Here is a 24247-nt window from a genome sequence, read left to right as displayed (position 1 = left end):
GATAAAGGGACGAGCGCGTTTGTAAGAAAACCCTTGCCATTAGCAAGGTCCTTCGACTATCAGCCCCTACCAGCTACTTGGACATCTGTAACGATGAATATCATCGTTCCAGCACGCGATAGCAAGGAAGAGCCTTCTGTAACGATGTGAAACATCGTTACATGCTGCACGCAGCGTGGGAGCCAGCACTGTTTTCATCTGCAACGATGAATATCATCGTTACACCGCGCGATAGCAAGGAAGAGCCTTCTGTAACGATGTAAAACATCGTTACATGTTGCACGCAGCGCGGGAGCCAGCACTGTTTTCATCTGCAACGATGAATATCATCGTTCCAGCGCGCGATAGCTCGGCGGAGCCTTCTGTAACGATGTAAAACATCGTTACATGCTGCACGCAGGCGGGAAGCCAGCACTGTTTTCATCTTCATCGTTTCAAACCATACTCAGCGCGAATATCAGGCCTTATCTCACCTGTAATAAAGGGTAACCCCTCGGTCACCCAAAACATATAAATTCTTATCTTACAAAAAAAGGAGAAAAGTTCATTCGTTTATGAAACTTTTTCTCCTTTCTTTTCGTTTATTTATATGGATGGTTAGATTGATTTTTTGGCAGAGAGGATAGGTAAAGAATAAATGGCTGTACAACAAACCACCTCCCAGCAGTCTTCTCGTCTAACGAGAGTTAAACGCAAAAGGTCTGCGGGAATGAGCTTTATCGTGTATGGAGTACTTGGGTTTACCTTACTTTCTGTAATGTCCTTATGTTGGTTTTTCCTAACTTCCTCTGGTTCGAATGTAAGATTAATGATGGCTGACACTTTGATTACAACCCAACACAGGGAGTGGGCCAAATATTTGATAGGATCTACAGAATTACAGAAGCGCGTGGAAGCTTATTGGAAGAAGTTCGACGAAATGGGCGATGAGAAAGATAAGGGATTCGTTGAAATTAATCAAAACTCCCCCCTTGCCCCAGTAGTTGCCAAGAAAGATTTGGTCACGATTGAACCGATTTCGGGTACCAATTTCAAAGGACAGCTCGTCACGATTTCGGATCCGAAAAAGCTTCGAATTGCCGTACCTGAGAAAGCGGGCAAAGGGGAGAAGGTTTCCTCTATGGTCAAAAGAACCGGAGCAATTCTTGGTGTTAACGGTGGAGGATTCATCGACCCCAATTGGGAAGGAAACGGCTTCCAGCCTGAAGGAATTGTTATCTCCGGAGGCAAAATCTTTTATAATGACAAAGGCATGAACGGCACTGTGCAAGTTGTTGGTATCGATAAAGAAGGCCGCATGATTGCAGGCAAGTACAAGGTTTCCGAGCTTGTGGACATGGGCGTACAGGAAGCTGTTTCGTTCAGCCCTCGGTTCATTGTGAATGGGGTTGGGCAGATTAAGAGCCAAGCCGATGGTTGGGGAATCGCTCCGCGTACCAGCATGGCGCAGACGAAGGACGGCTCCATTCTATTCGCTATCATCGATGGCAGACAGAAGCATAGCATCGGAGCAACGCTGTATGATGTACAGCAGATTTTCCTAGAGCATGGAGCTGTAACGGCTGCGAATCTAGATGGTGGCGCCTCAACAGTACTCGTTCATAACAATGAGATCATCAACAAGCCATCAAGTGAATACGGGGAACGATACCTCCCTACAGCCTGGCTTCTCTTCGATCATCCGGAAACAGCGAACATTAAGAACGTTTGGGAAGGTTTAGATATTCGCAAAATTGATCCTTCCAAGTGGTAAAAGAAAAAGCAGAAAGCTCTATTTTAAGAGCTTCCTGCTTTTTCTGTTTTAACGATTTCCTAGAATGACCAAATCTTCGGCAGCTTCGTTTACTTCTTCATCCGGTGAGTCCAGCTCTTCGTCACTCTTGGACTCTTTCCAGGAACGAACGGTATCCACAACGTTTACGGCTGTGTCTTTTGCTTTTCCATATAGCTCAGATGTTGTTGTGCTTACGGTTTTCGCAACTTCTTGCGTTTTTTGACTTACGTTGCTTGCGATTTGTACCGTTTTGTCGCTAACCACTTGCGCTTGCTCCGCAATGTCACTTCTCAATTCACGGCCTGATTTCGGTGCAAACAGAAGCGCAGTTGCCGCTCCGAGTATGCCTCCAACAACCGCACCGATGAGAAGATCTTTACCTTTTCTTTCATTGGACATGAGAAATCCACTCCTTAATTGTCTGATTTGGCATTCCGATACGCTTGCCATCTTTGCCACAGCTCAAATCCCGTCGTTGCCCACTCCATGGCATCTTGGATTCGCTTCTGGTGGGTATGTACAACCTTTTCCGCACCATGAATCGATTCGTTCATCACACGTGAGGCTTTGCGAAGTGCAGAAGCGACATCCCCTATAGCTGCTCCTGCCTTCTCCACAGATTGGATACTGGGCTCTAGTGTAAGTAACTGCATATGCACCTCTTCGGTGAGCAGCCCTACCTTCGTCATCAACTGCTCCGCTTGCTCTGCAGTCTCAGCTAAGTTCTTCCTAGCTTGAGCAGCCGTATCGCCCAACTTGCCTAGTATCTGCACAATGGTAATCAACATGCGAATGGCAAAGCCGACGAGCACGATGAAAGCAACTGCTGAACTGACGATACTTATCTCTATCCATGTCATGACGGGCACCTCCTGGGAGCTAATAACGGTGAGGTTTGATGACGGCTTCTAGACGAATGCCTATGATTTACTACAGTATAGGTAGGAGCAGCTTGTTTTGACACAAAAAGCTGGAAAAATTTCTGAGACCTGTCATAATGAAAACAAATCAAACTAGAACACTTGGAGGATTAAGATGAACAGAGAGCAAGGACTTAAAGAAATCGAGCGCACCCGTATCATTGCCATCGTTCGAGGTGTGCAAGAAACACACATTCTCTCTTTAGCTGACGCACTTCTTACAGGTGGCATTACCGTAATGGAGGTCACACTCAATACACCAGGGGCTCTGCGTATGATTCGTGAGCTGCAGGATAAATCGGGTCAGCGCATGTTTATTGGCGCGGGTACTGTACTAGATCTAGAAGATGCTAAGAAAGCAGTCCATGCCGGTGCTTCGTTCTTAGTGACTCCGAATATGGATGAGGAAGTGATCCGCTGGGCTAGTACGGAGGGGATTCCGATTTTCCCAGGTGCTATGACACCAACCGAAATCGTTAAAGCATGGAAGGCTGGCGCTACGGCCGTTAAAGTATTTCCGAGCGCGAGCTTAGGTCTCACATATATCAAAGAATTGATGGGTCCTCTAGACCAAATTCCATTGATAGCCGTCGGCGGGGTTACGGAGGAGAATATCAAACAATTCCTAAACATTGGTTGTTACGGATTAGGCATCGGTGGCTCCTTGATTAATCTCAAAGAAATCGAAGCAGGCCGCTTCGAGTGGGTTACAGATAAAGCTGCAAGTCTCCTTGCTGCTTCGCGTTAGGACAAACAAAAAAACCATCTTCCTCCGTATGTGAGGTTGATGGTTATTTATTTTGACGAATAATATAGACACACTTGCTAGCACCCTTCGCTAAACACTCGGTTCGCTCCACGTTCGCGTCAAGCAAATTCCGAAACAAGGCTAACTCACACTGACAAGCTTGGGCAAAAGTATTCGCCACCTGCGTTATCGGACAGTTATGTTCACTAAACATATACGCGTCCTCTCCAAGCTGTGACCAGTCCACCATATATCCATTCTCGTTCTGAATAGACGCTAACTCAGCCACCCGCTCTTCCAAGCTTTTCTCGTTCATACGCGATTGATACCGGGATTCAAGCTTAGCTTGCCTGCCTTCAAAAAGTCGTTCGATCTTCTCTTGACCTTCGTCTTCTAATAATTCATCAAGCAAATCGAGCGTCAATTGCATGTATTTCTTAGGAAACAATTCATCTGCTTGCGGAGCTAATGTATAGACGTTAGACGGTCTTCCCATAGCTTGCCTAACCAGCTTCGTTTCGAGCAGATCATCCTTCTCCAAGGAATGGATATGACGCCTGACAGCCATTTCCGTAATTCCGAGCTGTTTGGAAATATCATGGACACTTAGCGGTCCCTGAGTTTTGAGCATAGAAAGAATCACTTTACGCGTGGATGTCTCAAGTGCATGATTCACTCTCTCACCTACCTCGGAACTGTCATTTATGTCTCATTTTACAGCATTGTTAACAATAAGTAAATTAAGAAACAACTATGTATGTTATTCCAATTCGCTCTTAATAAAAGCTCGAACACTCGCTGCAAATTCTTCAAAAGCTGCTGGAAGTTTCGAGATTAGCGGGTTCAATTCCTGGCGGTTCCAGTCAACATAATCCTGGACAAGAGGCTTTCTGAGCTTCACGAGCTGAAGCAGCGTCTCTGTCAACGATTCGGAATAGGCGCCTTCTCCATGTACAATTTCCACGATATCCTCATAGCTGCTAGCATCTCTTAGTATAAAAGCATCAATCAGCAAGCTCCCAACATCTGTCACTGTTTCGATCGCTAAATGCAGAACACGTTCCTGCGCAAGCTGCCATACAAGATCATTGGTACCTTTCGCCCACTGCTCTTCTAATTGCTTGCTAGCATCAGCTAGAGCAGCCAGAAATTGAATTCTTTGATTGATCTGTTCATGATTAATAAAATACATGGGGCTATCTCCGTCCTCTTTTTCGCCATTTCGTCCAAATCATCATTGCAAAAAAAGTAATTATAACCAGAAATACTAACAATACAGCCTGCATGACGTATTCATAACTCACGTTCATTCACCCTCTTGACTTTCACTTGGTTCATTCTACTATCAGTTTATCGCGGGTGCGGGGGAGCGTCAAGCCAAGCAAGATTCTCTTGGGAACCGTATTGTTCTCTCATTTCTTTCATGATAGAGTGAAAAAAGTGAAAAAAGGAGAGTCATAGACATGTTATCAAGGCCCAAGCTTACCGAAATCGACATCGTACGCGCAATAGCGATCATCGCAGTCCTCGTCATTCATGGTACTTCAGGCGCGACTCAGCTGCCGTTAGGAACTGGGTCTCATGCCGTATTTTTCATCCTCAACAAAACCAGCTTGTTCACCGTTCCACTCTTTATTTGGATTAGCGGTGTTGTCTTATTTTATACGTACTACGACCGCTGGGAGCCGGGAATGTCGCGGGTTTTCTGGACGAAACGTTTGCGAAAAATTCTGATTCCCTATGTGCTTTGGTCACTTTTTTATTACTTATTCAATCAATTCCTATTTCATGGCAACATTGGTTTTGACCTTATATATGTAATCAAACTGCTCATGTCGGGAAATGCCAGCTATCATCTCTATTATATGGTCATTATTGTTCAGTTCTATCTCTTATTCCCTCTGATGATTACGGCTGCTAGACGGTCTCATCGGTTTCGCCAAGGACTTATTCCTATAGGTATCGGTATTCAAGCAGTTGCTTACTGCTTTCATCATTGGGTGTATCCTCTTCCAGAGTACGCCTCACTGTTTCTAAGCTATTCAGCCCTATTTGCATTCGGCGCTTTCATGGGCATTCATTATGCGGAGATTGTTGCTTGGTCTAACCGCTTTAAAAGTTGGATTTGGAGCATCATGCTCCTAGCAGGTGCCGCTTTTGTGGGGATGCTATTACTCCACGAATACGGGCTCGCTTCTATAGAAAATTCATGGTTCGAGCTAGCGCTTCTCCTGTATTGTATGGCGATCCCGCTATGCTGCATGCAATGGGGGCGTAAACTGCTCGAGAGCGGCTCACCGCTCGGCACCACGTTATCTTCCTTAGGCGGAGCTTCTTTCGGCATCTACCTCGTACATCCTGCGCTTCTTACGCTTTGGGATCGCATCGCGCCAGCGAAGGAGCAGCTCTGGCTGTACGATCTACACACGGTCGCGTCGATTCTCATCGGACTGCTTGGCTCTTGGCTGCTCGTGCGGCTGTATGCGAGCGCACAAAGAAAAGGTTCCGCCAACTGAGCGGAACCTTCTTTCATTTAAAGCGGGCTAATAGCGCCCATCGCCGCTGCTGTCTGCGGCTGTAACGCGGCAAGCCGCGGTGAATATCCAGCGCTTCGCGGTAAGCGCGCTTGGCATCTTCTGCGCGGCCGAGCTGCTGGTACAGCTGGCCAAGACGGTAGTAAGCTTCAACCGACGAAGAATGCAGGTCTCGGAATTGCTCGATGTATTGCGCTGCTCTCACTGGTGACGATGAAGCCAAAGCTTCACCAAGTCGTAAATAAGCTTCGCCAAATTTGACTCGTGGATTTAATTCTACCGCTTTGAGCATATAGCTTTCACCCTTGATGAGATCTCCTAGCTTAAGGTGGCAAAGGCCAATCTCATAGTGGACGTCTGCAGATTCTTCCATAATAGACAGGGTTTGTTCCAAGTAGGGACGCGCTTCGCCGAACTTTTTGCGCTCGATTAGAATCCTTGCCAACTCCAATTTAGCTGACGTATTATGCGGATTAGCGTGCAAGTCACTTCGCAATCTAGATGCTCTGCGGCTTAATTGAAATGGCTTGAAAATGTTTGGTGTTAACCCGATAAATCTTCTATCTAGCACGTACAGAATGACTAATAAAATAAGAAGAGCAAGAAACGGATTGCCAACAAGACGCCATAATAAACCGAAAGCAAGTAATTTAGTAAGCACGGTAAACCCTCCTTTCAACTTCCTTATCCTACCATAATCTTCCTAGTTTGGTCATCCCTATTCAAAGAAAAAAGCACTCAGCCTTCAGCTAAGTGCTTCCACGATTTATTATTCATCTGAAGGATAGAGCATCATTCGAGATTTTTTTGAAGCGGTGCTATAATGAAAAGAAAAAGGGAGTTTATCTATGAGCGATCCACGTAAAGAAATTTGGCACAAAAGAAAACAACTGGGAAGATCCAAGTATTTAATTCTGTTCGGCCTGCTCCCTTGGGGCATCGGACTCACGTTATTGTTTAGTGTCATCGAATTTCTTAGTTTTCAAGAGCTCAAATTAGTTTGGCTGCCGATTCGTCTTCTCGTCTTTGTCTTCATAGGTTTCTTCGTGGCTAACGCACGCTGGCACGCGATGGAAAGCCGCTACGAACCATATACTAGACGACCTTAACGGTCGTTTATTTTTTTATTAATGTAAAAAGGTCTGATCTTCCACATCGTCTGTATGAAAAAGCGAAGCTGTGTGAGTACGATGAAAATGTTCCTCCAGCTCTTTCCGAATCGAACCGAACGACAGGATTTCTTCTATGAACGCCTCGCGCTCACCCCACTCTTTATCAATATCCTTGTTATTGAACAATTCCTCAGAAACATCTTTAAACGCCTCATGTAAATTGTTATCATACCAGTCGATTTCATTCGATGCTTCTTTGCGGTACACATGTCTCATGTCAAAGTCGTTATCCTTCGTGGCCGTGAATTCAGCTAGTAAAATTCCTTCTGTGCCATCGGCTTTAACTTCGACATCGGCGCACCGAACATCATTGCGTTCTGTGAAGCGAACAATGTTCGCCTGTTTAATTTCCCTCATGTCATACCCTCCTAATGTTACCTTTTATTAAGAAGAGTATTTCCAGTTTTATAGGATTTATCAAACGCTTGGAGTGAACCATATTTTTCGAAAATCAACCCAACCCAAATCGTTAATGCTCACTCCCTTGATCGAATCATGATACGTGGTTTGCTGAGAACGATGGAGCACGAACAGAAACGATTTCTCCTCCTGAAGCACTTCAATTAACTCGTTTAGCTTGCATATGCGCGCTTCTTGACTTGCATTTTGGAGAATTTGATCGATTTCTGCATCAACCCATGCCATTTGATCGCTATTTAAATGGGCGCGGACGTAGCTGTTACTTTGCTTAAGCGTCTGAATAATATGAAGGTCATAATCGCTTTCCATACAAATGTGATAGAATATGAGGTCCGCTTCTTGGATCGTGTCCAGCGCCATCATATCTGATTTACTCCGGGTTGTCAGTTCAATCCTAATTCCAATTTTGATACACTGCTCACAGATCCATAACGCATCTTCGTTGTTGTTACTATAAATGTACATGTGAAGGGGCTCACCGTCATACTCCATTTCATCAAGAAGGCGCTTAGCCTCTACGAAATCAGTACGATAACCGGAGACAGTTCCTTTGCGATCCAACATCGGTAAAAAACTGCTGGCAGGTGCTTCTCTGAAGCCTCCAAGCTCCTCAATCATTCGATCACGATCCATAATCAGGTCAATCGCTTTGCGGAATCGAGTATCCTGCTGAGGCCCTTTTTTATTCTGATTAAAAGTGAGCAGGCTGCAGCCGAGAATCGACTGCTCAATCTGGTGCCATTCCGTATCTTTACCGACAGCACCAACAGGCTTACGGGAATTCGTATGGTCGCAAAGTACTTGCACCATATCCCAACTAGGGCCAACCTCAGATAAATCCTGCGGCAAAAGCCAGATTTCCACTTGATCCAGATGTGGCCTAACCCCAAAATAACCATCGAAAGCACGAAGTTTACAGATATAATCATCATTTCGTTCTAGCCTGAATGGTCCTGTCCCAATGGGCATACGTCCGAAGATTCCCTCGTTATCCCGACAAATATCCTCCGGCAGGATAGCCATCGAGGAATGCGATAACTGCTGCAAAAAGAGCACATTCGGCTGCATCAACTCGATAGCAATCGCACTTCGATTTAGTACCGTCATATTCTCAATACTTTCGCTCATCCAACCTTGACATGCCGAAAGACCAAGCTCTTTCAATCTCGAAAATGTGTAAAAAACATCATGCGCTGTCATCTCTCTGCCATGATGAAACAGCACGCCTTTTCGCAAATAGAACGTATAATATAAGCCATCCTCGCTAACTTCCCAATAATGCGCCAAATGGGGCTCAAAGATCCTTGTTTGCGGATTATACACAATCAATGTGTCAAATATTTGATTAATGAGATGACAGTCGAATGCATAAAAAGAGTGCGCCGGATCCAAAGTCACCAACCATTTATAGACCGGAAACCGTAATGTATCCTTGTAACGCTCCTCAAGTTCGACTGCACGATAACCAAAAAAACTGAACAACCAATCGATGAAAGAGTCCTGCAGCCCCTCTCCCTTGCCCAATTGGTGTATCAGTTCAATCGTCCCTTTATAATCGCCTCGGCCCGCCAGCTCCATCGCCTGCTTGGAAATCATATCCTCCGAGGAAACAAGAAACGTAAGCTCGGAGACATTACCTCTTCCTCTTCCAGGCTTCCAGGATACCCAGCCATGCTCCATCATTTTTTTAAGCAAAATCTTTACATTACGTGTTGTACAATACAATCTATCTGCCAATTCATCTAACGTTATAGGTTGTGGTTCATGTTCTACCCCATGTTCAAAACTAGCTCGAAGCTCTAAGAAATGGGTCAAAAGCTGCATACTCAACATCCTTTCCATAAAAGGGGAAATCGTTAAAGAGAATTATACTCTTTTTGTTCCCCTTATTCTAGATGTAAACTAGACCTAACAGGAAAAGAAAGGAAGGTGAACCGTATGCAACCTACAGATCTATACGTATCCGAGAAGCTGATGCAATGGCAGCAGCAAGATTTGGAAAGCGAAGCTCGCGAGCATTGGAAATGGAAATCGATTAAAAAACGAAAAGTCTACATGCTTCTAACTAACTTATTTTTCTTCGTTTAATCCTAGTTCTTATCCAGAGAACCACTAGGACGAGGAGAATGGCCAGAAGTATACCGATGGCATCAACAGCAACATCAATCCCATGCCCCGTTCGATCCTTTACAAAAGTTTGATGCCATTCATCGGAAGCCGCATAAACTAACGAAATGATGGAGGAGGTGAGCAGTGCCATGACCACTTTTACAGGCTTCGCCAGCAGTGCTAAGGACCAGAGCAGGGCAAGGACAGCGTACTCGCTAACATGCCCTGCTTTTCTTATGAAGAACTCGATGACACCAATGGGATCCTGCCACGAGATCTTTTGGTGGTCATAGGAGAACTCCCAATGTGGGAATAAGTTCATCAGTTGAACACCCGAAAGCTTGGATTCCAACATCGGCCGCAAGCTCTGCTGCTGGTACGATTCTGCCGACTTTAAAAAAATAAACGCCATCCAAAGGACGGCAGCAATCAAGAAAAAATAGAAATAAAATTTTGAATATGATTTCGACATGAGTGGATCATTCCCCTTAAGGATTCAATTTCTTACGAATGCTGAATAAAGCAAAAAATTCAATAACCATCAGATTTACTGCGGATACCCCATAAAAGGCCATTCCAAACATCATGCGGAACGGATCATCTGTCACAGACTTCCACCAAAACGCAGCAGCCAACGTCATAACCATATTCAAAGCTGTCGTTATCCAGAAAGAGAAGCCCAATCGATTCGTTTTCCGCATTAACCACACACCGATGACAAACGGAATGACAAAAGCTACACCTAAGAAAACCCAATACAACACCGCATTCGACACTCTCCAACACTCCCACACGATCAACTAGTTTATTCTAATAGGTTAGCATGAATAACCGGCTGAAAACAACGTTTGCCGCCCTTTGCAACAGAAACGTCAAATGGTTATGCTGGGAAGAAAAACTATAGAAAAATTCTCCGATGCAGGACTTGCTTGAGCTGAATAATTCATGTATAATACGAAAAGTCGACATTAACTAAGCGACATTGAGGGGCCTTAGCTCAGCTGGGAGAGCGCATCGCTGGCAGCGATGAGGTCAGGGGTTCGATCCCCCTAGGCTCCATACTAAAAAGAAGCACCACAACCTTACTGGTTGTGGTGCTTCTTTTATTTGGAGCATTGGGGAGAGAACCCCGAAGGGTTCGCCCGCGCGCACGGAACGGAGTGTAGGAGCACGGCGTCTGAATCTACCGCTAAGTTCGTCTGCGTCGAGTCTGCTTCGTTAGCCATTTCAATCTAGATTCATACATCCCCCTAGGCTCCATATAGAATAAATAAAGCACATGGCCATCAGGTCATGTGCTTATTTATTGAGAGAGAACCCCTGTAAGTTCGCCCGTGCGGACGGAACGGAGTGTAGGAGCACGGCGTCTGAATCCACCGGTAAGTTTGTCTGCGTCGATACTCCCGAATTCAGTAAAAGTCACTTTGAATCACCTAATGGCTCGCTAGAAACTCATTTTAGATTCAGGAGCAAGTAGGAGGGTAATCTCTGGTGGTTGGGTAATTAGAAGTGGTGATCCAAAAACCCAAGCGGTATTCTCAACAGAGTCTTATCCCAGAACTGAAACCGTATGGGTTATAACGTCTGGAATAATACACTAGATTTTCAAATTGTCACACCTTACCTAATAGATAAGAGAAGGTAGTTAAAAGAATTATTTGCTGTGTTATTAATAATTCCTTTCGCCTGCTTATGGTCATTTTAACCATGAGCAGGTTTTATTCTTTGTCCCTCAACTGCCCCTTCTGTTTCTGTTCCATGTGCAGCTTAAGCAATCCTGCCCGCGTAGTGCCTAGTTACACTTAAGCATACACTTGAACGCTTGACGCTGTGATGTAATTGGACCACTGAATGGTGTGTTAAGGGTTGTAACACTTCCACATTATAACGTGCAAACGTGCTGCTTATGTTCCTTTTGAAAGCCCAAATCGTTATAGTCAAGCATCCAGTTATTATATTTCTACATAGGTTGGTGTATCAAAATTTGGAGGAGATTAAACAATGAGTTACAACCAAAGTCATCATGTTAATCCACACCATCCGCATCATCCACATCATCCACATCATCCACATCATCCACACCACCCTCATCACCCATACCATCCATATCATCCTCATATGCATCATCATCCAGTGATCATTTATCCTGTTCCATATCCACATCATCCACATTACTATCCAATGCCTTATCATGGTATGCACGGTGGTCACCGGCAAGGAAGCCACGGTCATAGTGGACAGTGGACCGGCCCACATCAAGAGCATCAAGGTACTTGGCATGGTGGGCACAGAGGAGAACAAACTCAAAAATAAATTCGTAACAGAGTCGGGCGAATTTCCCGTGCGGCTCTGTTCTACTTCCTTACTATCCATTAGGTGGTTTATCATTGGGCTGCTTTGACCATAATTGTTCCATGATAAGAAATATTTTGGAGGCCCGCCAATTGGAAAAATTAAATCAAGCGATTGAAGTCATAAGTCACAATTATATTTTGATTATTATTGGGGCGGTTATTTTCTTTGGGCTAAAGGCGCTATTTGGATATCTAACCTATAAAAAAATCATGAGACAATTTGAAGAAATTAAAGAACTTATCAAAGAGCGCAAATAGCGCATACTTCACAATTTACGATTAGAATTCCTCACATTCGACGATAAATCAAGTAATAAAGTACAGGACTAATTATTATTATGGATATGGTCATACATAGATATAAAAAAATTCCTATTCAACCTCTAACCAATTGTGATAGATTGATTTTATAACCAGTTGGAGGTATATCATTTTGAATCCTGTCACCGAGAATTTCGTTAAGAAACATCAAAAATATTTGTCCGATAACCCCAACGAACTAGAGAATTTCAACTCGATCTATGATCACATGCTATTTTACTTAACTAGTATTCTGGGGATTGATGAGCTGCAAGCTTCGCAATGTATCCTTGATCTCAAAACGGATATATCTTGTGATCTTCTTCCTTACATAATTAAAAGTGAAATAATTTGAAAGCGGTTTAATCACCGGTTCAATTGGATCCTAGTTATGAGCCTTCACTAACCAATCCGACAATCCGCCCCCTTGGATTTTCTTTTCATCCGCGACATCACAATAGTAATGATGCCGCTGGCTTACTAATCGGAGATAGCAAAGTTATCGTGATGCTCTTTCCGGAGTCCACATTCAAAAGTTTCACTAAAAATGATATTGCAGATACGAAGCAAGGTACCGAAGTATTGCTATCCATTGATACCGAGAGCAAAGAAGAAGTAGATCAAATGTTAGAGAAAGCGGTACAGGCTGGCGGCACTATTTACGGTGAGCCTCATGATCAGGGATGGACGTACGGAGCCGGTTTCATTGATTTGGATGGTCATCGGTGGAAGATGCCGAAGGCGTAAGAAGGCAAAAAAGAAGAACACTGTAGCCATAATGGCCACAGTGTTCTTCTTTTTACATCTTCAATAAGAGAGCCTTGCCCCCTTCTGGTTCATCCATCATTCCTTGACGGCGCCGATAGAGATCCCTTTTACAAAGAAACGTTGCAGGAAGGCGTAGACCACCAATATGGGCAACGCGCCGATAAATATTTGAGATGCCCGAATCGTTCGTTGAGATTGATTCGCAACCGCTGACAGATCAATCTTCGACATATCTGCTTGAACAATAATGGTTTGCATGAAACTTGCAAGCGGGAGATGTTCAGCATCTTTCATATAGATCAAGCCGTCAAAATAAGCGTTCCAATGGCCAACCATCGTAAATAAGGTAATCGTCGCTATGGCTGGTAATGAGATGGGCAAGTAAATCGTGAAGAAGGTTCGAAAATGACCTGCTCCGTCAATAAAGGCAGCTTCCTCAAGATCTTTAGGAACGTTACGGAAGAAGTTAAGAAGCAGAATGAGGTTATATACTGCTACCATTCCAGGCAGTATAAGCGCCCACATCGTATTCATCAAACCAAGCTTATAGACAAGGATATAGTTGGGAATCAGGCCCCCGTTGAACAGCATAGTTATGACAAAATACCAAAGATAGCCGGTGCGAGCGCGAAAGACGCGAGCATCTTTCGAAAGCGCGTAAGCTGCAATGGCGTTAACGAACATCGCAAGCACCGTTCCAAGGATAGTCCGTTTAATGGATACCCCAAGCGATGTAAGAAATTGGGCATTGTTAAACGTTTTTTCGTAGGCATCAAATGTAAAACCGATCGGCCAAAACGTAACCAACCCGGCGTTGGCGGGAGCGTTTGAGCTTAAAGACACCATCAGTAAGTGGAACAACGGCAGTAGGCAAAGAATAGAGATTATGATCAACAGCGCATTGTTAAACACGGTAAATATGCGATAAGATAACGTTTTGTGGTACATATGTTGTCCTCCTTAGAGTTTTCGCAGAAAAACTGATCTCGTATGCATTCGATTAGAAGATTCGATATCCAGCGAATCTATAAGCAAGACGATAGGATATGATGATTAAAATTAAGCTGATAAATGATTTGAATAGACCGACAGCTGTTGCGAAGCTGAATTGCCCGCTAAGAAGACCTTCCCGGTACACAAACGTGTCGATAATATCACCCTGCTGATAGATCAGAGGACTATACAAGTTAAACACTTGGTCGAAGTTCGCATTCAGTACATTGCCCAAAGCTAAAGTTGCAACTACGATTGCGATCGGAATAAGGGATGGGATGGTAATATGCATTGCTTGCTTGAAGCGGCTAGCCCCGTCGACTTCAGCGGCTTCGTACAGCGCTGGATTAATGGCAGTGAGCGCCGCTAGGAAGAAAATCGTATTGAACCCAAATTCTTTCCAGACATCACTGAAAATAATGGTAAATCGGAACCAATTGCCGTCGCCTAGAAAGAAAATCGGCTTAATGCCGAACACACTGGAAAGGAACTGGTTGACAAGCCCTGTCTGGGCAAGCAAATCAATCAGAATCCCTGCGAGTGTGACCCATGAAAGAAAGTGGGGAAAGTAGACCAGCGTTTGGATCGACCTTTTGAGCCCCATGTTCCTTACTTCATTCAATAACAAGGCGAAAATAAATGGAATGATTAAATTCATCACAATCTTGGTACAAGCAAAGAACAGGGTATTCCACGTAATTTTCAAAAAATAATCATTCTCAAACATATAACGAAAATGCTTCAAACCGACCCACGGTGAGCCTGTTATTCCCAAACCTGACTTATAATCTTGAAAAGCCATAACAATCCCCGACATGGGAAGGTAAGAAAAAATAAAAACCAATAGGACAGCCGGCAGCACCATGAGATGAAGTATCCATGGTTGTTTGTAGCCGCTTTTCCTTTTCACACGTTCGGTGGCCTTGTGGGTCACTTGATGTACTGTATTTGCGTCCATAGCTCTCTACCCCGTTCCGTAAAACTCATTTGTGTATTTTGAGAAACCCTGATATATATAGTATCAACAAACGCTACCCATAAACTATAAGACAATGTTAGGATGGATAGGGTTTTGTTAGGGATATCTTCTGGGGGGATCGGTTATGGAGCTGCAAAGAGGTATTGCGTTTGTCAAAAGAAGGGTCGGTACCAGGTTTAGTCTGTTTGCCAAAATGAACAGTCTTATTATCATTTTGTTCATCCCTATCATTATCGTATTTACATATTCCAATAGAATCGCATTCAATGTTATAGGCAAAGAGCTACAGGTATCTAATATCAAACAGCTCTCTTTTCTGTCCAGCCAAATTGACTCGAGGATCAATCAGATGATGGACTTTGTCATGACCTTTTCGAAAGATCCAAATGTTCAGAAATTCAACGGCTTAAACATCTGGGAAGATCGCTATGATCGGATGCAGACTAGATACGTGGTTCAGGAAAAGATGGTGCTGCAGTCCGGTATTATGAACATATGGCCGGTTAAATACACGGTGTATTCCCAACAGAACAAAGAAGCCATTTCTAATGCCATTAAAACGTCCGAGTATGATGAGAAATATTTGAAAAAGAATATGACCGGAAAATGGACTTATGGGGATGGCGAAACCGTGCCCCAAGGCGATCCGAAGGCCTTTTATTGGTTCTATACGGATTCTTTCGGCCAACAGGATACGCTTAGTGGAAGTAATCTGGTGGTTGAAGCCAGCTTTGGTCATGAAAATATTCAAAATATGCTAGACACTTATAAGGCAGGCGGTCAAGGAGATCCTTTCTTTTACCACAAGGGTGAGACTCCGATTCTGAATCGCAGCGCGTCCACGCAGCTATCAAGTGACCTCATCCATTATTTGGACGGACAGTCACTAGAAGATACGATGCAGCAGGTCGTGAGATTAGAAAATAAAAATTATTTGGTTAGTGCTGTGAAATCTCCCCAATTGGACTGGCATTTGGTTGACATTGTTCCACTGGATCAAATCTTAGGACCGATATCGTTCAGCCGCAATCTATTCTATTTATCGATGGTCCTGCTTTTTGTGGTCGGTATTTCTTCCTCTGTGCTGCTGTACCGGAACGTTCAACGTCCGATTAGAAAGCTAATTCGCGGATTACAGAGCGTACAGCGGGGGGATTTTTCGGTAAGGATCAAGACAAATGCGCACAATGAGTTTTCATTTCTGTTTCATCGATTTAATGATATGTCTCAGCAAATTCAAGGCTTAATTGAAAACGTGCTCAATGAGAAACTCAGGGCTAGGGATGCGACTTTGAAGCAATTGCAAGCTCAAATTAATCCGCATTTTCTTTACAACTGCCTAGGCTACATTGTCAACATGGCCCAGATGAAGAACGAAGAGGCCGTCGTTTCCATGGCGTATAATCTAAGCGCATACTACCGCTACACGACCCGAATGGAGCGGGAAACGGCTAGTCTCGACGAAGAAATTCGACTGATCGTCAACTACCTAGACATTCAAAAGCTGCGTAATGGCAGAATTTATTACCTTATCGATATACCCGAAGAGCTGTTGAACCAACAAGTTCCGCGGTTGCTGCTCCAGCCGATTGTGGAAAATGCCGTCATTCATGGGGTTGGGAAATCGTATTCATCGGGTGAAATTCGAATCAGCGGCGAGATTGTAGGCGGCTATTGCAGGATTTATATCGATGACGACGGCCCCGGGATGACGGAAGATCAGCAAATGGCGCTAAATCGTAAAATGCTGGAGCCCTTACAAGAGAAAATGGGCTGTGGTCTTTGGAACACCAACCAGCGGATCATTCATCAATTCGGAGATAACTCTTATCTCTATTTCACGAAATCGCATCTTGGAGGATTTCGAACAGAAATTATTTGGGAATTAAACTCGGGAGAAGAACATCGCCATCATCCCTTCATACAAGGAGATACGTAACATGCAAATGATCATAGTAGACGATGAAGCTCACTGGGTAGACAACCTATCCATGCACAAACCTTGGCATACGCTCGGCATCGAACAGGTCCATAAAGCTTATTCTGCGCATGAGGCGCTTCAAATCCTCGAGACGCATCCTATCGATATTGTCATATCGGACATTCTCATGCCTGAAATGACAGGCATAGAGCTGATAGAGCGAATTCGCATGTTTGACAAAAAAATAAAATGCATTATATTATCCGGTCATTCCGATTTTGAGTTTACGAAAGAAGCCGTCCGAAATCAGGCAGTAGACTATCTGCTTAAACCGCCGACCGACAACGAATTGTTTGACGCCGTCAAGGCTGCGATCGATCAATTGAATAATGAATGGGAAAGCGTTAGCTCCCATGAACGCACCCAATACACCCTTCGCGAAAACTTACCGCTTCTTCGCGGCCAATTGCTGCTTGATGCCTTACGGGGGCATCGCATGCCCATCGACGAATGGAGTCGGAAGCTAGAGAATTATGAATTACCGTTCCATTATGGCAATTGTGCCCTCCTGCTCGTCCGTATGGAGGAAGAATTCGGTCAATATAAAAACAATGGGCAGCAGTTGATGGAATATGCGATCATCAATATGGCCGAAGAGATTATCGGAGAATTTACAGAAGTCTGGGGTGTTAAGGAAGAGCATGGGTATCTTGCTTTTCTGCTTCAGCTCAAGGGAGATCATTCTGACGTTGGGAATGAAACTATTTTAGAAAAGCTTGCTATGCAGCTTCAGTATAAAGTGAAACAATTCTTGAAAGGATCTCTGTCCATCGTTATTACGGAGTGGTTCCAATTTCCGGACCAGTTACCGGACCATTATAGACAGGCATCAGCCTATTTCCGGCAAATTGTAGGAGACGAACAGGAGTTCGTCATGCGGGTTGGCGATTTCGAGCAAAACGTTTCGAAGGGAACCTTGGATGCGATCCATATGCCTCCTACTTTGATTAACCTGCTCGAGGTCGGGCGTTGGGATGCGGCGGAAGATAAACTAGGGACGGTGTTCGCGGAGCTTGATGATAGATGGTCCGAATCCTGGGAGCACTGTATGGAGGCTGGATTTTCAATCGCTTCTTCCTTCACGCATATAGCGCATCGGAACGGCTACACATTGGCCAACTTAATTGGATCAGAGATTGAATCCTTGCAGAGCGGAGAGGCTTTTTCCTCCATTAGCAAGCTTAGAAAGTGGTCTCTCGGCGTGCTTGGCAAGCTAAAAGAGAATGCATCAAATGAAATCAAAGATATACGATCCCTGTATGTAAAGAAAGTCCAGGATTTTGCGGAGAAAAACCTTCATCTCGATGTTTCGCTGCGTGCGCTTGCAGACCACGTTAATTTACACCCGACACATTTATCCAAAATTTATAAGATTGAAACCGGTGAAGGGATAAGCGATTACATGTCCTCTCTGCGAATGGAGCGTGCTTGTCATTTGCTAAAGACAACCGACAAAAAAGTGTATCAAATCAGCACGGAAGTCGGTTATTTGGATCCGGCTTACTTTATCAAAGTGTTTAAACGCCAGTTCGGTGTAACACCGCAAGAATTTAGAGACGGTAATTAATTGCCTAACAAAGTCTTACGGAAACTAAAATAATCATATAGATACCTTCCCCAATAAGTTGGTAGAGTTAACACTGTAGTAATTTTACACCGTAGGGGGAAATCAAAAATGAGTAAACTCAAAAAATCATGCTTGCTGCTCGTAGCCACTTCACTCATCGTGATCTCGGCTTGTAGCGGAAAGTCTGGTGAGAAGCCAGTCACTACCGGTTCAAAAGATACCGCTGCATCCGATGCCGGATTCACCAAAGGCAAATACGATCCGCCAATTGAGATTAGCACCGTCGTCATGTTTGCCCCGCCAAAGAAGTACGTCAAAGGCGACACCAAAGAGAACAATGTCCACGATCGTTGGATGTTGGAGACGCTAGGTATCAAGCATAAAGATACTTGGTACCCTGCTGGCGGGGATCAATATAAGCAGAAGCTTCAGCTTGCAATTGCTTCCGGCGAGAAACTGCCAGATTTCGTATTCGTACCAACGGATCCCGTACTAACCAACCAATTGATCGATTCCGGCCAGTTTGTTGCCATTGACGCGTTGTTTGAGAAGTACGCCAACAAAACTTGGAAAGACCATACCGTTCAACATCCAGAACTATGGTACCCTTTCACAAGAAATGGCAAGAAGTACAACCTGCCAATTCTGGAATATACCGACAATGACGATACGATGTTATGGCTCCGGGAAGATTGGATGGAGAAGCTGAATCTTACGGCTCCCAAGACGATCGCAGATTTAGAGAACGTGATGGACAAATTCAAAAATCAGAACCCGGACGGGCTTGCTGCTAAGGATGTCTATCCGCTCGCGATTTCCTTGAAAAACAATACGAACACATGGATGGGCGGACTCGATTGGCTGTTCGGGGCATACGGCTCTGTTGAGGAGCAATGGAACAAAGACGCAAATGGCAATCTTGAATATGGGTCTATCAACCCAGGGGCCAAGAAAGCGCTAGCGAAACTTCAAGAATGGATGAACAAAGGCTATATTCATCCTGATGCAGCTCTGTGGGACGAAGGTAAATCTGCTGAGATCTGGACAAAAGGAAATGCAGGTGTATTGCCTGGAGCAAACTGGGTTCCTGACTGGCCGGCTCCGGATTTGATCAAGAATGTAAAAAATTCGAAATATAAAGCCTATCCGGTTCCAGCAGGTCCAGATGGACTGGCAGGCACGAAATGGCAAAATTCTGGCGTGAACAGCAGCTTCATGATTAATAAAGACGCTAAACATCCGGAAGCCATCTTCCTGTATTACAACTACATGCTTGACAACTTGGCCAACCCACCAATCGGCAGCAAATTCGAAAACGGCTTTGCCCAAGGCTATGATTGGGACATCGTGGATGGAAAACCGACTAGTGATAAAGACAAAATCAAAGACTTCAGCAATGACTTCACATTCATAACCGGACCGGCGCGGATTCCGGATCTATATATGAAGACGCTTGTTAAGCTTGCGGACGGCAAAAAGCCGGAAACTCCTTATGAGAAGCAGATTGCAGATTTCCGCAAACCTGAAAACTGGTACGCTGCGAAAGTCGTCATGTCACAAATGGACATTCGCAAGCAAAACTATTTCACCGGTGCGGCGACACCGACCATGATCTCGAAATGGAACCTTCTGCGTCAGTCTGAAATGGAAACATTCAACAAAATCATCTATGGCAAATTGCCGGTGAATGCGTTTGACGAATTCGTCGCTAGTTGGAAGGCTAATGGCGGTGATCAGACAACGAAGGAAGTCAACGAGTGGTACACGTCAGTAACCAAAAAATAAATGGTGTCGTAAGAAAACTACGATTTCAAAACGGGCGAAAGCCCGTTTTTTTACGTCCTATTTGAGCAATGTAAGAATGGATTCTACAGAATTATTCATAAATGAGCGATCTGGACGTGATTTCATCATAACTGTAAGACCGATTAACGAGACAACAAGTGTCTGCGCTAAGGCTAATGGATTCGTAGCGTTATCAAGCTCACCTGATCGTATGCCTCGCTCAATCGTTTCTTGAAATATAGCGGATAGATACATCTGATGCTCTCTTGTGAGTATTGCAAATTTGGTATCATGAGGTGCAAGTTCGACCATCGTGTTCAGGCAAAAACAACCCCGATTGGGCTTGGGCCCCTCCTCGTATTCTTCAGCCACTATACTTTCAAAATAGGAACGAAATGCTTCTATCACTGATGACTTTTTTTGAAGTCGCGCTCTAACATTAGAAGCGTGAAACTGTGTATATTTTCGCAGCGCAGCTTCAAACAGTTCCTTTTTATCACCAAATGCCGAGTAAATGCTTGGTCGCTGGATACCCATTTTGGATGTCAAATCGCTTAACGAGGTTGCCTCGAATCCTTTTTCCCAAAATACATGCATAGCTGCATCTAAAGCCTTTTGCTCATCAAATTCACGGAGCCTAGCCATATTATTCCTTCTTTCCATAACGATCAGTATGATATTATTTTATATTTTCCAGCATTTAAATGTCAAATCGTTGACAATAAGAGTCAATTGTCGTATGTTTTTCCTTATAATAACGTACTGATCAGTACGTTATTAATAAAACTAAATTCAGCCAAGGAGCGTGAACAATGGAGAAGCTTGAAGAACATATAGACGTCGGGGATGCAAGCGGTGTAGAAGTGAAAAAAGTACGAAGCGAGTCCGACGTATCCGAATCGGATATCAATTCATCGCTTTCACGCTCGGCCACGCTCTTGTTAGCAGTCGCCAGCGGGCTTGCTGTCGCCAACATCTATTTCGCACAACCGCTTCTCGACATTATTGCTAAGGAGTTCGGCATCAGTCATTCGTTCGTAGGCATAATTATTACAATCACTCAGATTTGCTATGCATTGGGACTTCTATTTCTTGTGCCGCTTGGGGATCTATTTGATCGACGTCGCTTGGTTGTCCGTATGCTGCTAGTCTCCGTATTAGCACTGTTCACGGTAAGCATTGCGCCCACAAGTGCTGTACTCCTTGGAGGTATGGCTGTAGTAGGGCTGTTTGCCGTAGTGGTACAGGTGCTTGTTGCGTTCGCTGCAACTTTGGCTCCGCCGAACGATCGTGGCCGTGTGGTTGGCTTGGTGACAAGCGGTGTCGTGATCGGCATTCTATTGGCGCGTACCATCGCTGGTGTACTGACGGATCTCGCTGGATGGCGTGCCGTCTATGATGTCTCCGCAGTAATGACGCTTTTAATGGCTATCGCTTTATTTCGGATGCTGCCACACCACGATAAAGTAAAAGCTCCCCTATCCTATCCGCAATTGTTGCGTTCCGTGTTCACTCTGTTCATTCAAGAACCAATACTGCGTATACGTGCCGTCATCTGTCTGCTGATCTTTACTGCATTCAGCATTTTATGGACTTCGCTAGTACTGCCGCTCAGCGCACCGCCATTATCTCTTTCACATACTGCAATCGGGTCGTTTGGCCTAGCAGGTGTTGCCGGAGCGCTAGCAGCTGCACGGGCAGGACGTGTGGCCGATCGCGGACTAGGTCAGCGAACAACCGGTATAGCTCTAGTTCTGCTTCTAGGATCATGGTTGCCAATCAGCTTAGCTGAGAACTCACTGTGGGCATTAATAGTCGGAGTTGTCGCTCTGGATCTCGCGGTGCAGGCTGTGCACGTAACCAATCAGAGCATGATTTTGAACGTACGTCCAGAGGCACGCAGCCGTCTCACTGCTGGCTACATGATCTTCTATTCCATCGGCAGTGCCGTCGGTTCAATTTCTTCAACTGTTGTTTTCTCATACGCTGGCTGGATCGGCGTATGCTTGCTGGGTGCCTCAGTAAGCGCCTTAGCCCTGCTCTTTTGGGGATTAACCCGGCGTATAACGCCTACGACTTAGAAACCTTCAAACCTTAGGAGTTAAAACATAAAACCCGGTTCCATTGCCAAACTGCAGCAGAGCCGGGTTTATCACCTTCGAGACTGTCGATTCATTCATTATGCCTTCTCACCTCCTCACAACAGGTAGACATAACTCCAAAATTCGATTTTAGAGTCATCCAGCTTTCGTGAGGTCAAATCGGTTATAATGATTGCTAATGTTGTATTCTCTACAACAATTCACACGCCCAAAGGCTATTTCGCAACTTCAAGTTGTAGTTTGTACAACAATTTGAACCCATTTGTCGCGAAATGGCCTATATAGGCCACAATTCGGTCTAACCCCCTAATACTGGACACTAGTCGACTAAAGCAACAGATTACTTATTAAATTGCGAGTTTAAACGGCTTTACTTCATTTTTCTTTAACTNTTCGGTCTAACCCCCTAATACTGGACACTAGTCGACTAAAGCAACAGATTACTTATTAAATTGCGAGTTTAAACGGCTTTACTTCATTTTTCTTTAACTTCTCGAGAAATTCTTTGGGAGAATAGTCATACAAGCTCGAATGAATTCGACGCTCGTTGTAAAAAGTGACAAACCGATCTACTTCTGCAAATGCTTCCTCGTAACTCATAAAGATGTTTCGTTTAAAGCACTCTCGCTCTAAGGTGCTATGGTAAGACTCGACATAGGCATTCTTGTTGGGGGTTCGATTCGGTGTACGTTCATGAATAATCTGATTGGACTCACAGAACGTTCCGAAAGCATGGCTAATGAACTGAGGGCCATTATCTGTTCTAACGRTTAATGGCTTCTCCTGGTCCATTGTGCCTCGCATCAGGATGGCCTTTTGTAGCACGCGGAGAACATGACTTGTATCACAAGCTTTACCGCGATGACATCCGACTAGGTGACGATCGTAGACATCAATAATATTAGCGGTATAGAAATGCCTCTGTWAGCCAGTTACGTAACCATATTTAATATCCAGCTGCCACAATTGATTAGGGCCTGTAACCTCCATATTATTGGCTAGACGGCGTGGATGAGCTTTAGAAGGCTTTGCAGGTTTAGCAAGAATCTTCATCTCTTTACATAGCCGGTATACTTTCTTCTTGTTGATACGAAGTTTGTATTTACGGCGTAAACAAGTGGTTATTCTACGATAACCATAAGCAGACTCCTCGCCTTCTAGGAGCTTTTCAATGTAATGTTTAATGAGATGATCTCTTACTTTTTTGCCCGCGAAGGTAAGGGAATACCCTGAGGCGGGGCGCCCACGCCGAGAGGTTTTCTTCTGAGAGTTAGCTTCTTTCGGTTGATAGTAATACGTAGAACGAGGCACATGGCAAATCCTTAGAATGGTTCGAACTTTATAACCTTTTAAGATCCATTCTCGGGCCACTTCCATTGGATGTGTGGATGTTTTTTTTTAACTAAGTCACGAAGTACTGCGATTTCTAGTTCTTTTTCACCTATGAGCTTCGTAGCCTGCTCGTACTTCTCTTTCCATTCTTCTGTGGTTTGAGGATTGTTAAATTTATCTAGATCCTTCTTCTTGCCCATTGTAGGCTCCACCTCATCTCGATATTGTTTCATCCAATTGTATAACGAGTAAGGGGATAATCCATGGTTCCGTGCTGTTAAAGCAATGTTCCCCCGCTCAAGCGCTTCTTCCACGACCTGTATTCTCAGTTCGTCAAACTTGCTATGCTTTACCCTCATACGAACAACCTCCGGCTAATTTCATTGTATTTTCTTAGCCTAAAAGTGTC

General features: G+C 44.3%; 26 protein-coding genes and 1 tRNA gene. 13 read left to right on the top strand and 14 right to left on the bottom strand.

What is annotated here, in order from left to right:
- Nucleotides 1-637 precede the first annotated feature (637 nt).
- Nucleotides 638-1753 carry a phosphodiester glycosidase family protein gene (locus ASG85_RS13195; protein ID WP_057307031.1) on the top strand — a complete coding sequence of 372 codons (1116 nt, stop codon included), beginning with the start codon at nt 638-640 and terminating at the stop codon, nt 1751-1753.
- Between the two features lie 48 nt (nt 1754-1801).
- Here the strand turns inward: ASG85_RS13195 and ASG85_RS13190 are convergent, their stop codons facing one another.
- Both ASG85_RS13190 and ASG85_RS13185 read right to left on the bottom strand, forming a co-directional pair.
- Entirely contained in the window at nt 1802-2173 is a 372-nt protein-coding gene (locus tag ASG85_RS13190) for a YtxH domain-containing protein (RefSeq protein ID WP_057307032.1), read from the bottom strand.
- A gap of 14 nt (nt 2174-2187) precedes the next feature.
- Nucleotides 2188-2634: a DUF948 domain-containing protein gene (locus ASG85_RS13185; RefSeq protein ID WP_057307033.1), complete on the bottom strand. Its 447-nt coding sequence runs from the start codon at nt 2632-2634 to the stop codon at nt 2188-2190.
- A 175-nt stretch (nt 2635-2809) separates the two neighbouring features.
- On the opposite strand from ASG85_RS13185, the gene ASG85_RS13180 reads away from it, so the two are divergent.
- On the top strand, nt 2810-3442 hold the full coding sequence (locus tag ASG85_RS13180; RefSeq protein WP_057307034.1) for a bifunctional 4-hydroxy-2-oxoglutarate aldolase/2-dehydro-3-deoxy-phosphogluconate aldolase: 633 nt from the start codon (nt 2810-2812) through the stop codon (nt 3440-3442).
- A gap of 43 nt (nt 3443-3485) precedes the next feature.
- Here the strand turns inward: ASG85_RS13180 and ASG85_RS13175 are convergent, their stop codons facing one another.
- Nucleotides 3486-4118: a helix-turn-helix transcriptional regulator gene (locus ASG85_RS13175; RefSeq protein ID WP_082562562.1), complete on the bottom strand. Its 633-nt coding sequence runs from the start codon at nt 4116-4118 to the stop codon at nt 3486-3488.
- An 84-nt stretch (nt 4119-4202) separates the two neighbouring features.
- Complete coding sequence (locus ASG85_RS13170; RefSeq protein ID WP_060646455.1) at nt 4203-4634, bottom strand: DUF86 domain-containing protein; 432 nt, start codon at nt 4632-4634, stop codon at nt 4203-4205.
- Between the two features lie 271 nt (nt 4635-4905).
- On the opposite strand from ASG85_RS13170, the gene ASG85_RS13165 reads away from it, so the two are divergent.
- Nucleotides 4906-5958, top strand: a complete 1053-nt coding sequence (locus ASG85_RS13165; RefSeq protein WP_060646454.1) for an acyltransferase — start codon at nt 4906-4908, stop codon at nt 5956-5958.
- A gap of 13 nt (nt 5959-5971) precedes the next feature.
- Here ASG85_RS13165 and ASG85_RS13160 read toward each other — a convergent pair whose 3' ends face one another.
- Complete coding sequence (locus ASG85_RS13160; RefSeq protein WP_060646453.1) at nt 5972-6637, bottom strand: tetratricopeptide repeat protein; 666 nt, start codon at nt 6635-6637, stop codon at nt 5972-5974.
- Nucleotides 6638-6824: 187 nt separating this feature from the next.
- On the opposite strand from ASG85_RS13160, the gene ASG85_RS13155 reads away from it, so the two are divergent.
- Nucleotides 6825-7085 carry a hypothetical protein gene (locus tag ASG85_RS13155; protein WP_057307038.1) on the top strand — a complete coding sequence of 87 codons (261 nt, stop codon included), beginning with the start codon at nt 6825-6827 and terminating at the stop codon, nt 7083-7085.
- Between the two features lie 18 nt (nt 7086-7103).
- On the opposite strand, the gene ASG85_RS13150 is transcribed toward ASG85_RS13155, so the two are convergent.
- A complete protein-coding gene (locus ASG85_RS13150) occupies nt 7104-7505 on the bottom strand; it encodes a hypothetical protein (protein WP_057307039.1) in 402 nt (133 codons plus the stop codon).
- Nucleotides 7506-7565: 60 nt separating this feature from the next.
- Entirely contained in the window at nt 7566-9392 is a 1827-nt protein-coding gene (locus ASG85_RS13145) for an SgrR family transcriptional regulator (protein WP_060646452.1), read from the bottom strand.
- 114 nt (nt 9393-9506) lie between these two features.
- Here ASG85_RS13145 and ASG85_RS37825 point away from each other — a divergent pair, with 114 nt between their 5' ends.
- Nucleotides 9507-9656, top strand: coding sequence for a hypothetical protein (locus ASG85_RS37825; protein WP_156396556.1), 150 nt, complete (start codon nt 9507-9509; stop codon nt 9654-9656).
- Here the strand turns inward: ASG85_RS37825 and ASG85_RS13140 are convergent.
- Nucleotides 9634-10149, bottom strand: a complete 516-nt coding sequence (locus ASG85_RS13140) for a VanZ family protein (protein WP_060646451.1) — start codon at nt 10147-10149, stop codon at nt 9634-9636. The genes ASG85_RS37825 and ASG85_RS13140 overlap by 23 nt on opposite strands.
- 16 nt (nt 10150-10165) lie before the next feature.
- Nucleotides 10166-10453 (bottom strand): hypothetical protein, encoded by a 288-nt coding sequence (locus tag ASG85_RS13135; RefSeq protein ID WP_057307042.1) that lies wholly within the window; start codon nt 10451-10453, stop codon nt 10166-10168.
- Nucleotides 10454-10663: 210 nt separating this feature from the next.
- On the opposite strand from ASG85_RS13135, the gene ASG85_RS13130 reads away from it, so the two are divergent.
- From ASG85_RS13130 to ASG85_RS13115, 4 genes are all read left to right on the top strand, one after another.
- Nucleotides 10664-10736, top strand: a tRNA-Ala gene (locus ASG85_RS13130).
- A 942-nt stretch (nt 10737-11678) separates the two neighbouring features.
- Nucleotides 11679-11990, top strand: a complete 312-nt coding sequence (locus ASG85_RS38610; protein WP_162257255.1) for a hypothetical protein — start codon at nt 11679-11681, stop codon at nt 11988-11990.
- Between the two features lie 131 nt (nt 11991-12121).
- A complete protein-coding gene (locus ASG85_RS13125; RefSeq protein ID WP_235549452.1) occupies nt 12122-12289 on the top strand; it encodes a hypothetical protein in 168 nt (55 codons plus the stop codon).
- 549 nt (nt 12290-12838) lie between these two features.
- Complete coding sequence (locus ASG85_RS13115; protein ID WP_327205315.1) at nt 12839-13078, top strand: VOC family protein; 240 nt, start codon at nt 12839-12841, stop codon at nt 13076-13078.
- 96 nt (nt 13079-13174) lie between these two features.
- Here ASG85_RS13115 and ASG85_RS13110 read toward each other — a convergent pair whose 3' ends face one another.
- Nucleotides 13175-14047 carry a carbohydrate ABC transporter permease gene (locus ASG85_RS13110; protein ID WP_057307046.1) on the bottom strand — a complete coding sequence of 291 codons (873 nt, stop codon included), beginning with the start codon at nt 14045-14047 and terminating at the stop codon, nt 13175-13177.
- Nucleotides 14048-14099: 52 nt separating this feature from the next.
- On the bottom strand, nt 14100-15050 hold the full coding sequence (locus ASG85_RS13105) for an ABC transporter permease (protein ID WP_057307047.1): 951 nt from the start codon (nt 15048-15050) through the stop codon (nt 14100-14102).
- A gap of 145 nt (nt 15051-15195) precedes the next feature.
- Between ASG85_RS13105 and ASG85_RS13100 the strand changes: the two genes are divergently transcribed.
- The 3 genes from ASG85_RS13100 (at nt 15196) to ASG85_RS13090 (ending at nt 20404) form a co-directional block, all read left to right on the top strand.
- Entirely contained in the window at nt 15196-17010 is a 1815-nt protein-coding gene (locus ASG85_RS13100; protein ID WP_057307048.1) for a sensor histidine kinase, read from the top strand.
- 1 nt (nt 17011) lies between these two features.
- On the top strand, nt 17012-18619 hold the full coding sequence (locus ASG85_RS13095) for a response regulator transcription factor (RefSeq protein WP_057307049.1): 1608 nt from the start codon (nt 17012-17014) through the stop codon (nt 18617-18619).
- A gap of 108 nt (nt 18620-18727) precedes the next feature.
- Nucleotides 18728-20404 carry an extracellular solute-binding protein gene (locus tag ASG85_RS13090; protein ID WP_057307050.1) on the top strand — a complete coding sequence of 559 codons (1677 nt, stop codon included), beginning with the start codon at nt 18728-18730 and terminating at the stop codon, nt 20402-20404.
- 57 nt (nt 20405-20461) lie between these two features.
- On the opposite strand, the gene ASG85_RS13085 is transcribed toward ASG85_RS13090, so the two are convergent.
- Nucleotides 20462-21049: a TetR/AcrR family transcriptional regulator gene (locus ASG85_RS13085; protein ID WP_057307051.1), complete on the bottom strand. Its 588-nt coding sequence runs from the start codon at nt 21047-21049 to the stop codon at nt 20462-20464.
- 167 nt (nt 21050-21216) lie between these two features.
- Between ASG85_RS13085 and ASG85_RS13080 the strand changes: the two genes are divergently transcribed.
- Nucleotides 21217-22485, top strand: a complete 1269-nt coding sequence (locus tag ASG85_RS13080) for an MFS transporter (protein WP_057307052.1) — start codon at nt 21217-21219, stop codon at nt 22483-22485.
- A gap of 468 nt (nt 22486-22953) precedes the next feature.
- Here ASG85_RS13080 and ASG85_RS13075 read toward each other — a convergent pair whose 3' ends face one another.
- Together ASG85_RS13075 and ASG85_RS13070 are read right to left on the bottom strand one after the other, a co-directional pair.
- The gene (locus tag ASG85_RS13075; RefSeq protein WP_063860280.1) at nt 22954-23883 is read right to left on the bottom strand and encodes an IS3 family transposase; all 930 of its coding nucleotides are present in this window, start codon (nt 23881-23883) and stop codon (nt 22954-22956) included.
- Complete coding sequence (locus tag ASG85_RS13070; protein ID WP_057303222.1) at nt 23856-24197, bottom strand: transposase; 342 nt, start codon at nt 24195-24197, stop codon at nt 23856-23858. Before ASG85_RS13070 ends, ASG85_RS13075 begins: the two co-directional genes overlap by 28 nt.
- Nucleotides 24198-24247 lie beyond the last annotated feature (50 nt).

The organism is Paenibacillus sp. Soil724D2, assembly GCF_001427935.1.
Lineage (GTDB): Bacteria > Bacillota > Bacilli > Paenibacillales > NBRC-103111 > Paenibacillus_E.
The sequence above is the reverse complement of the archived record's forward strand: the minus strand, read 5'-3'. Positions and strand labels throughout refer to the sequence as shown.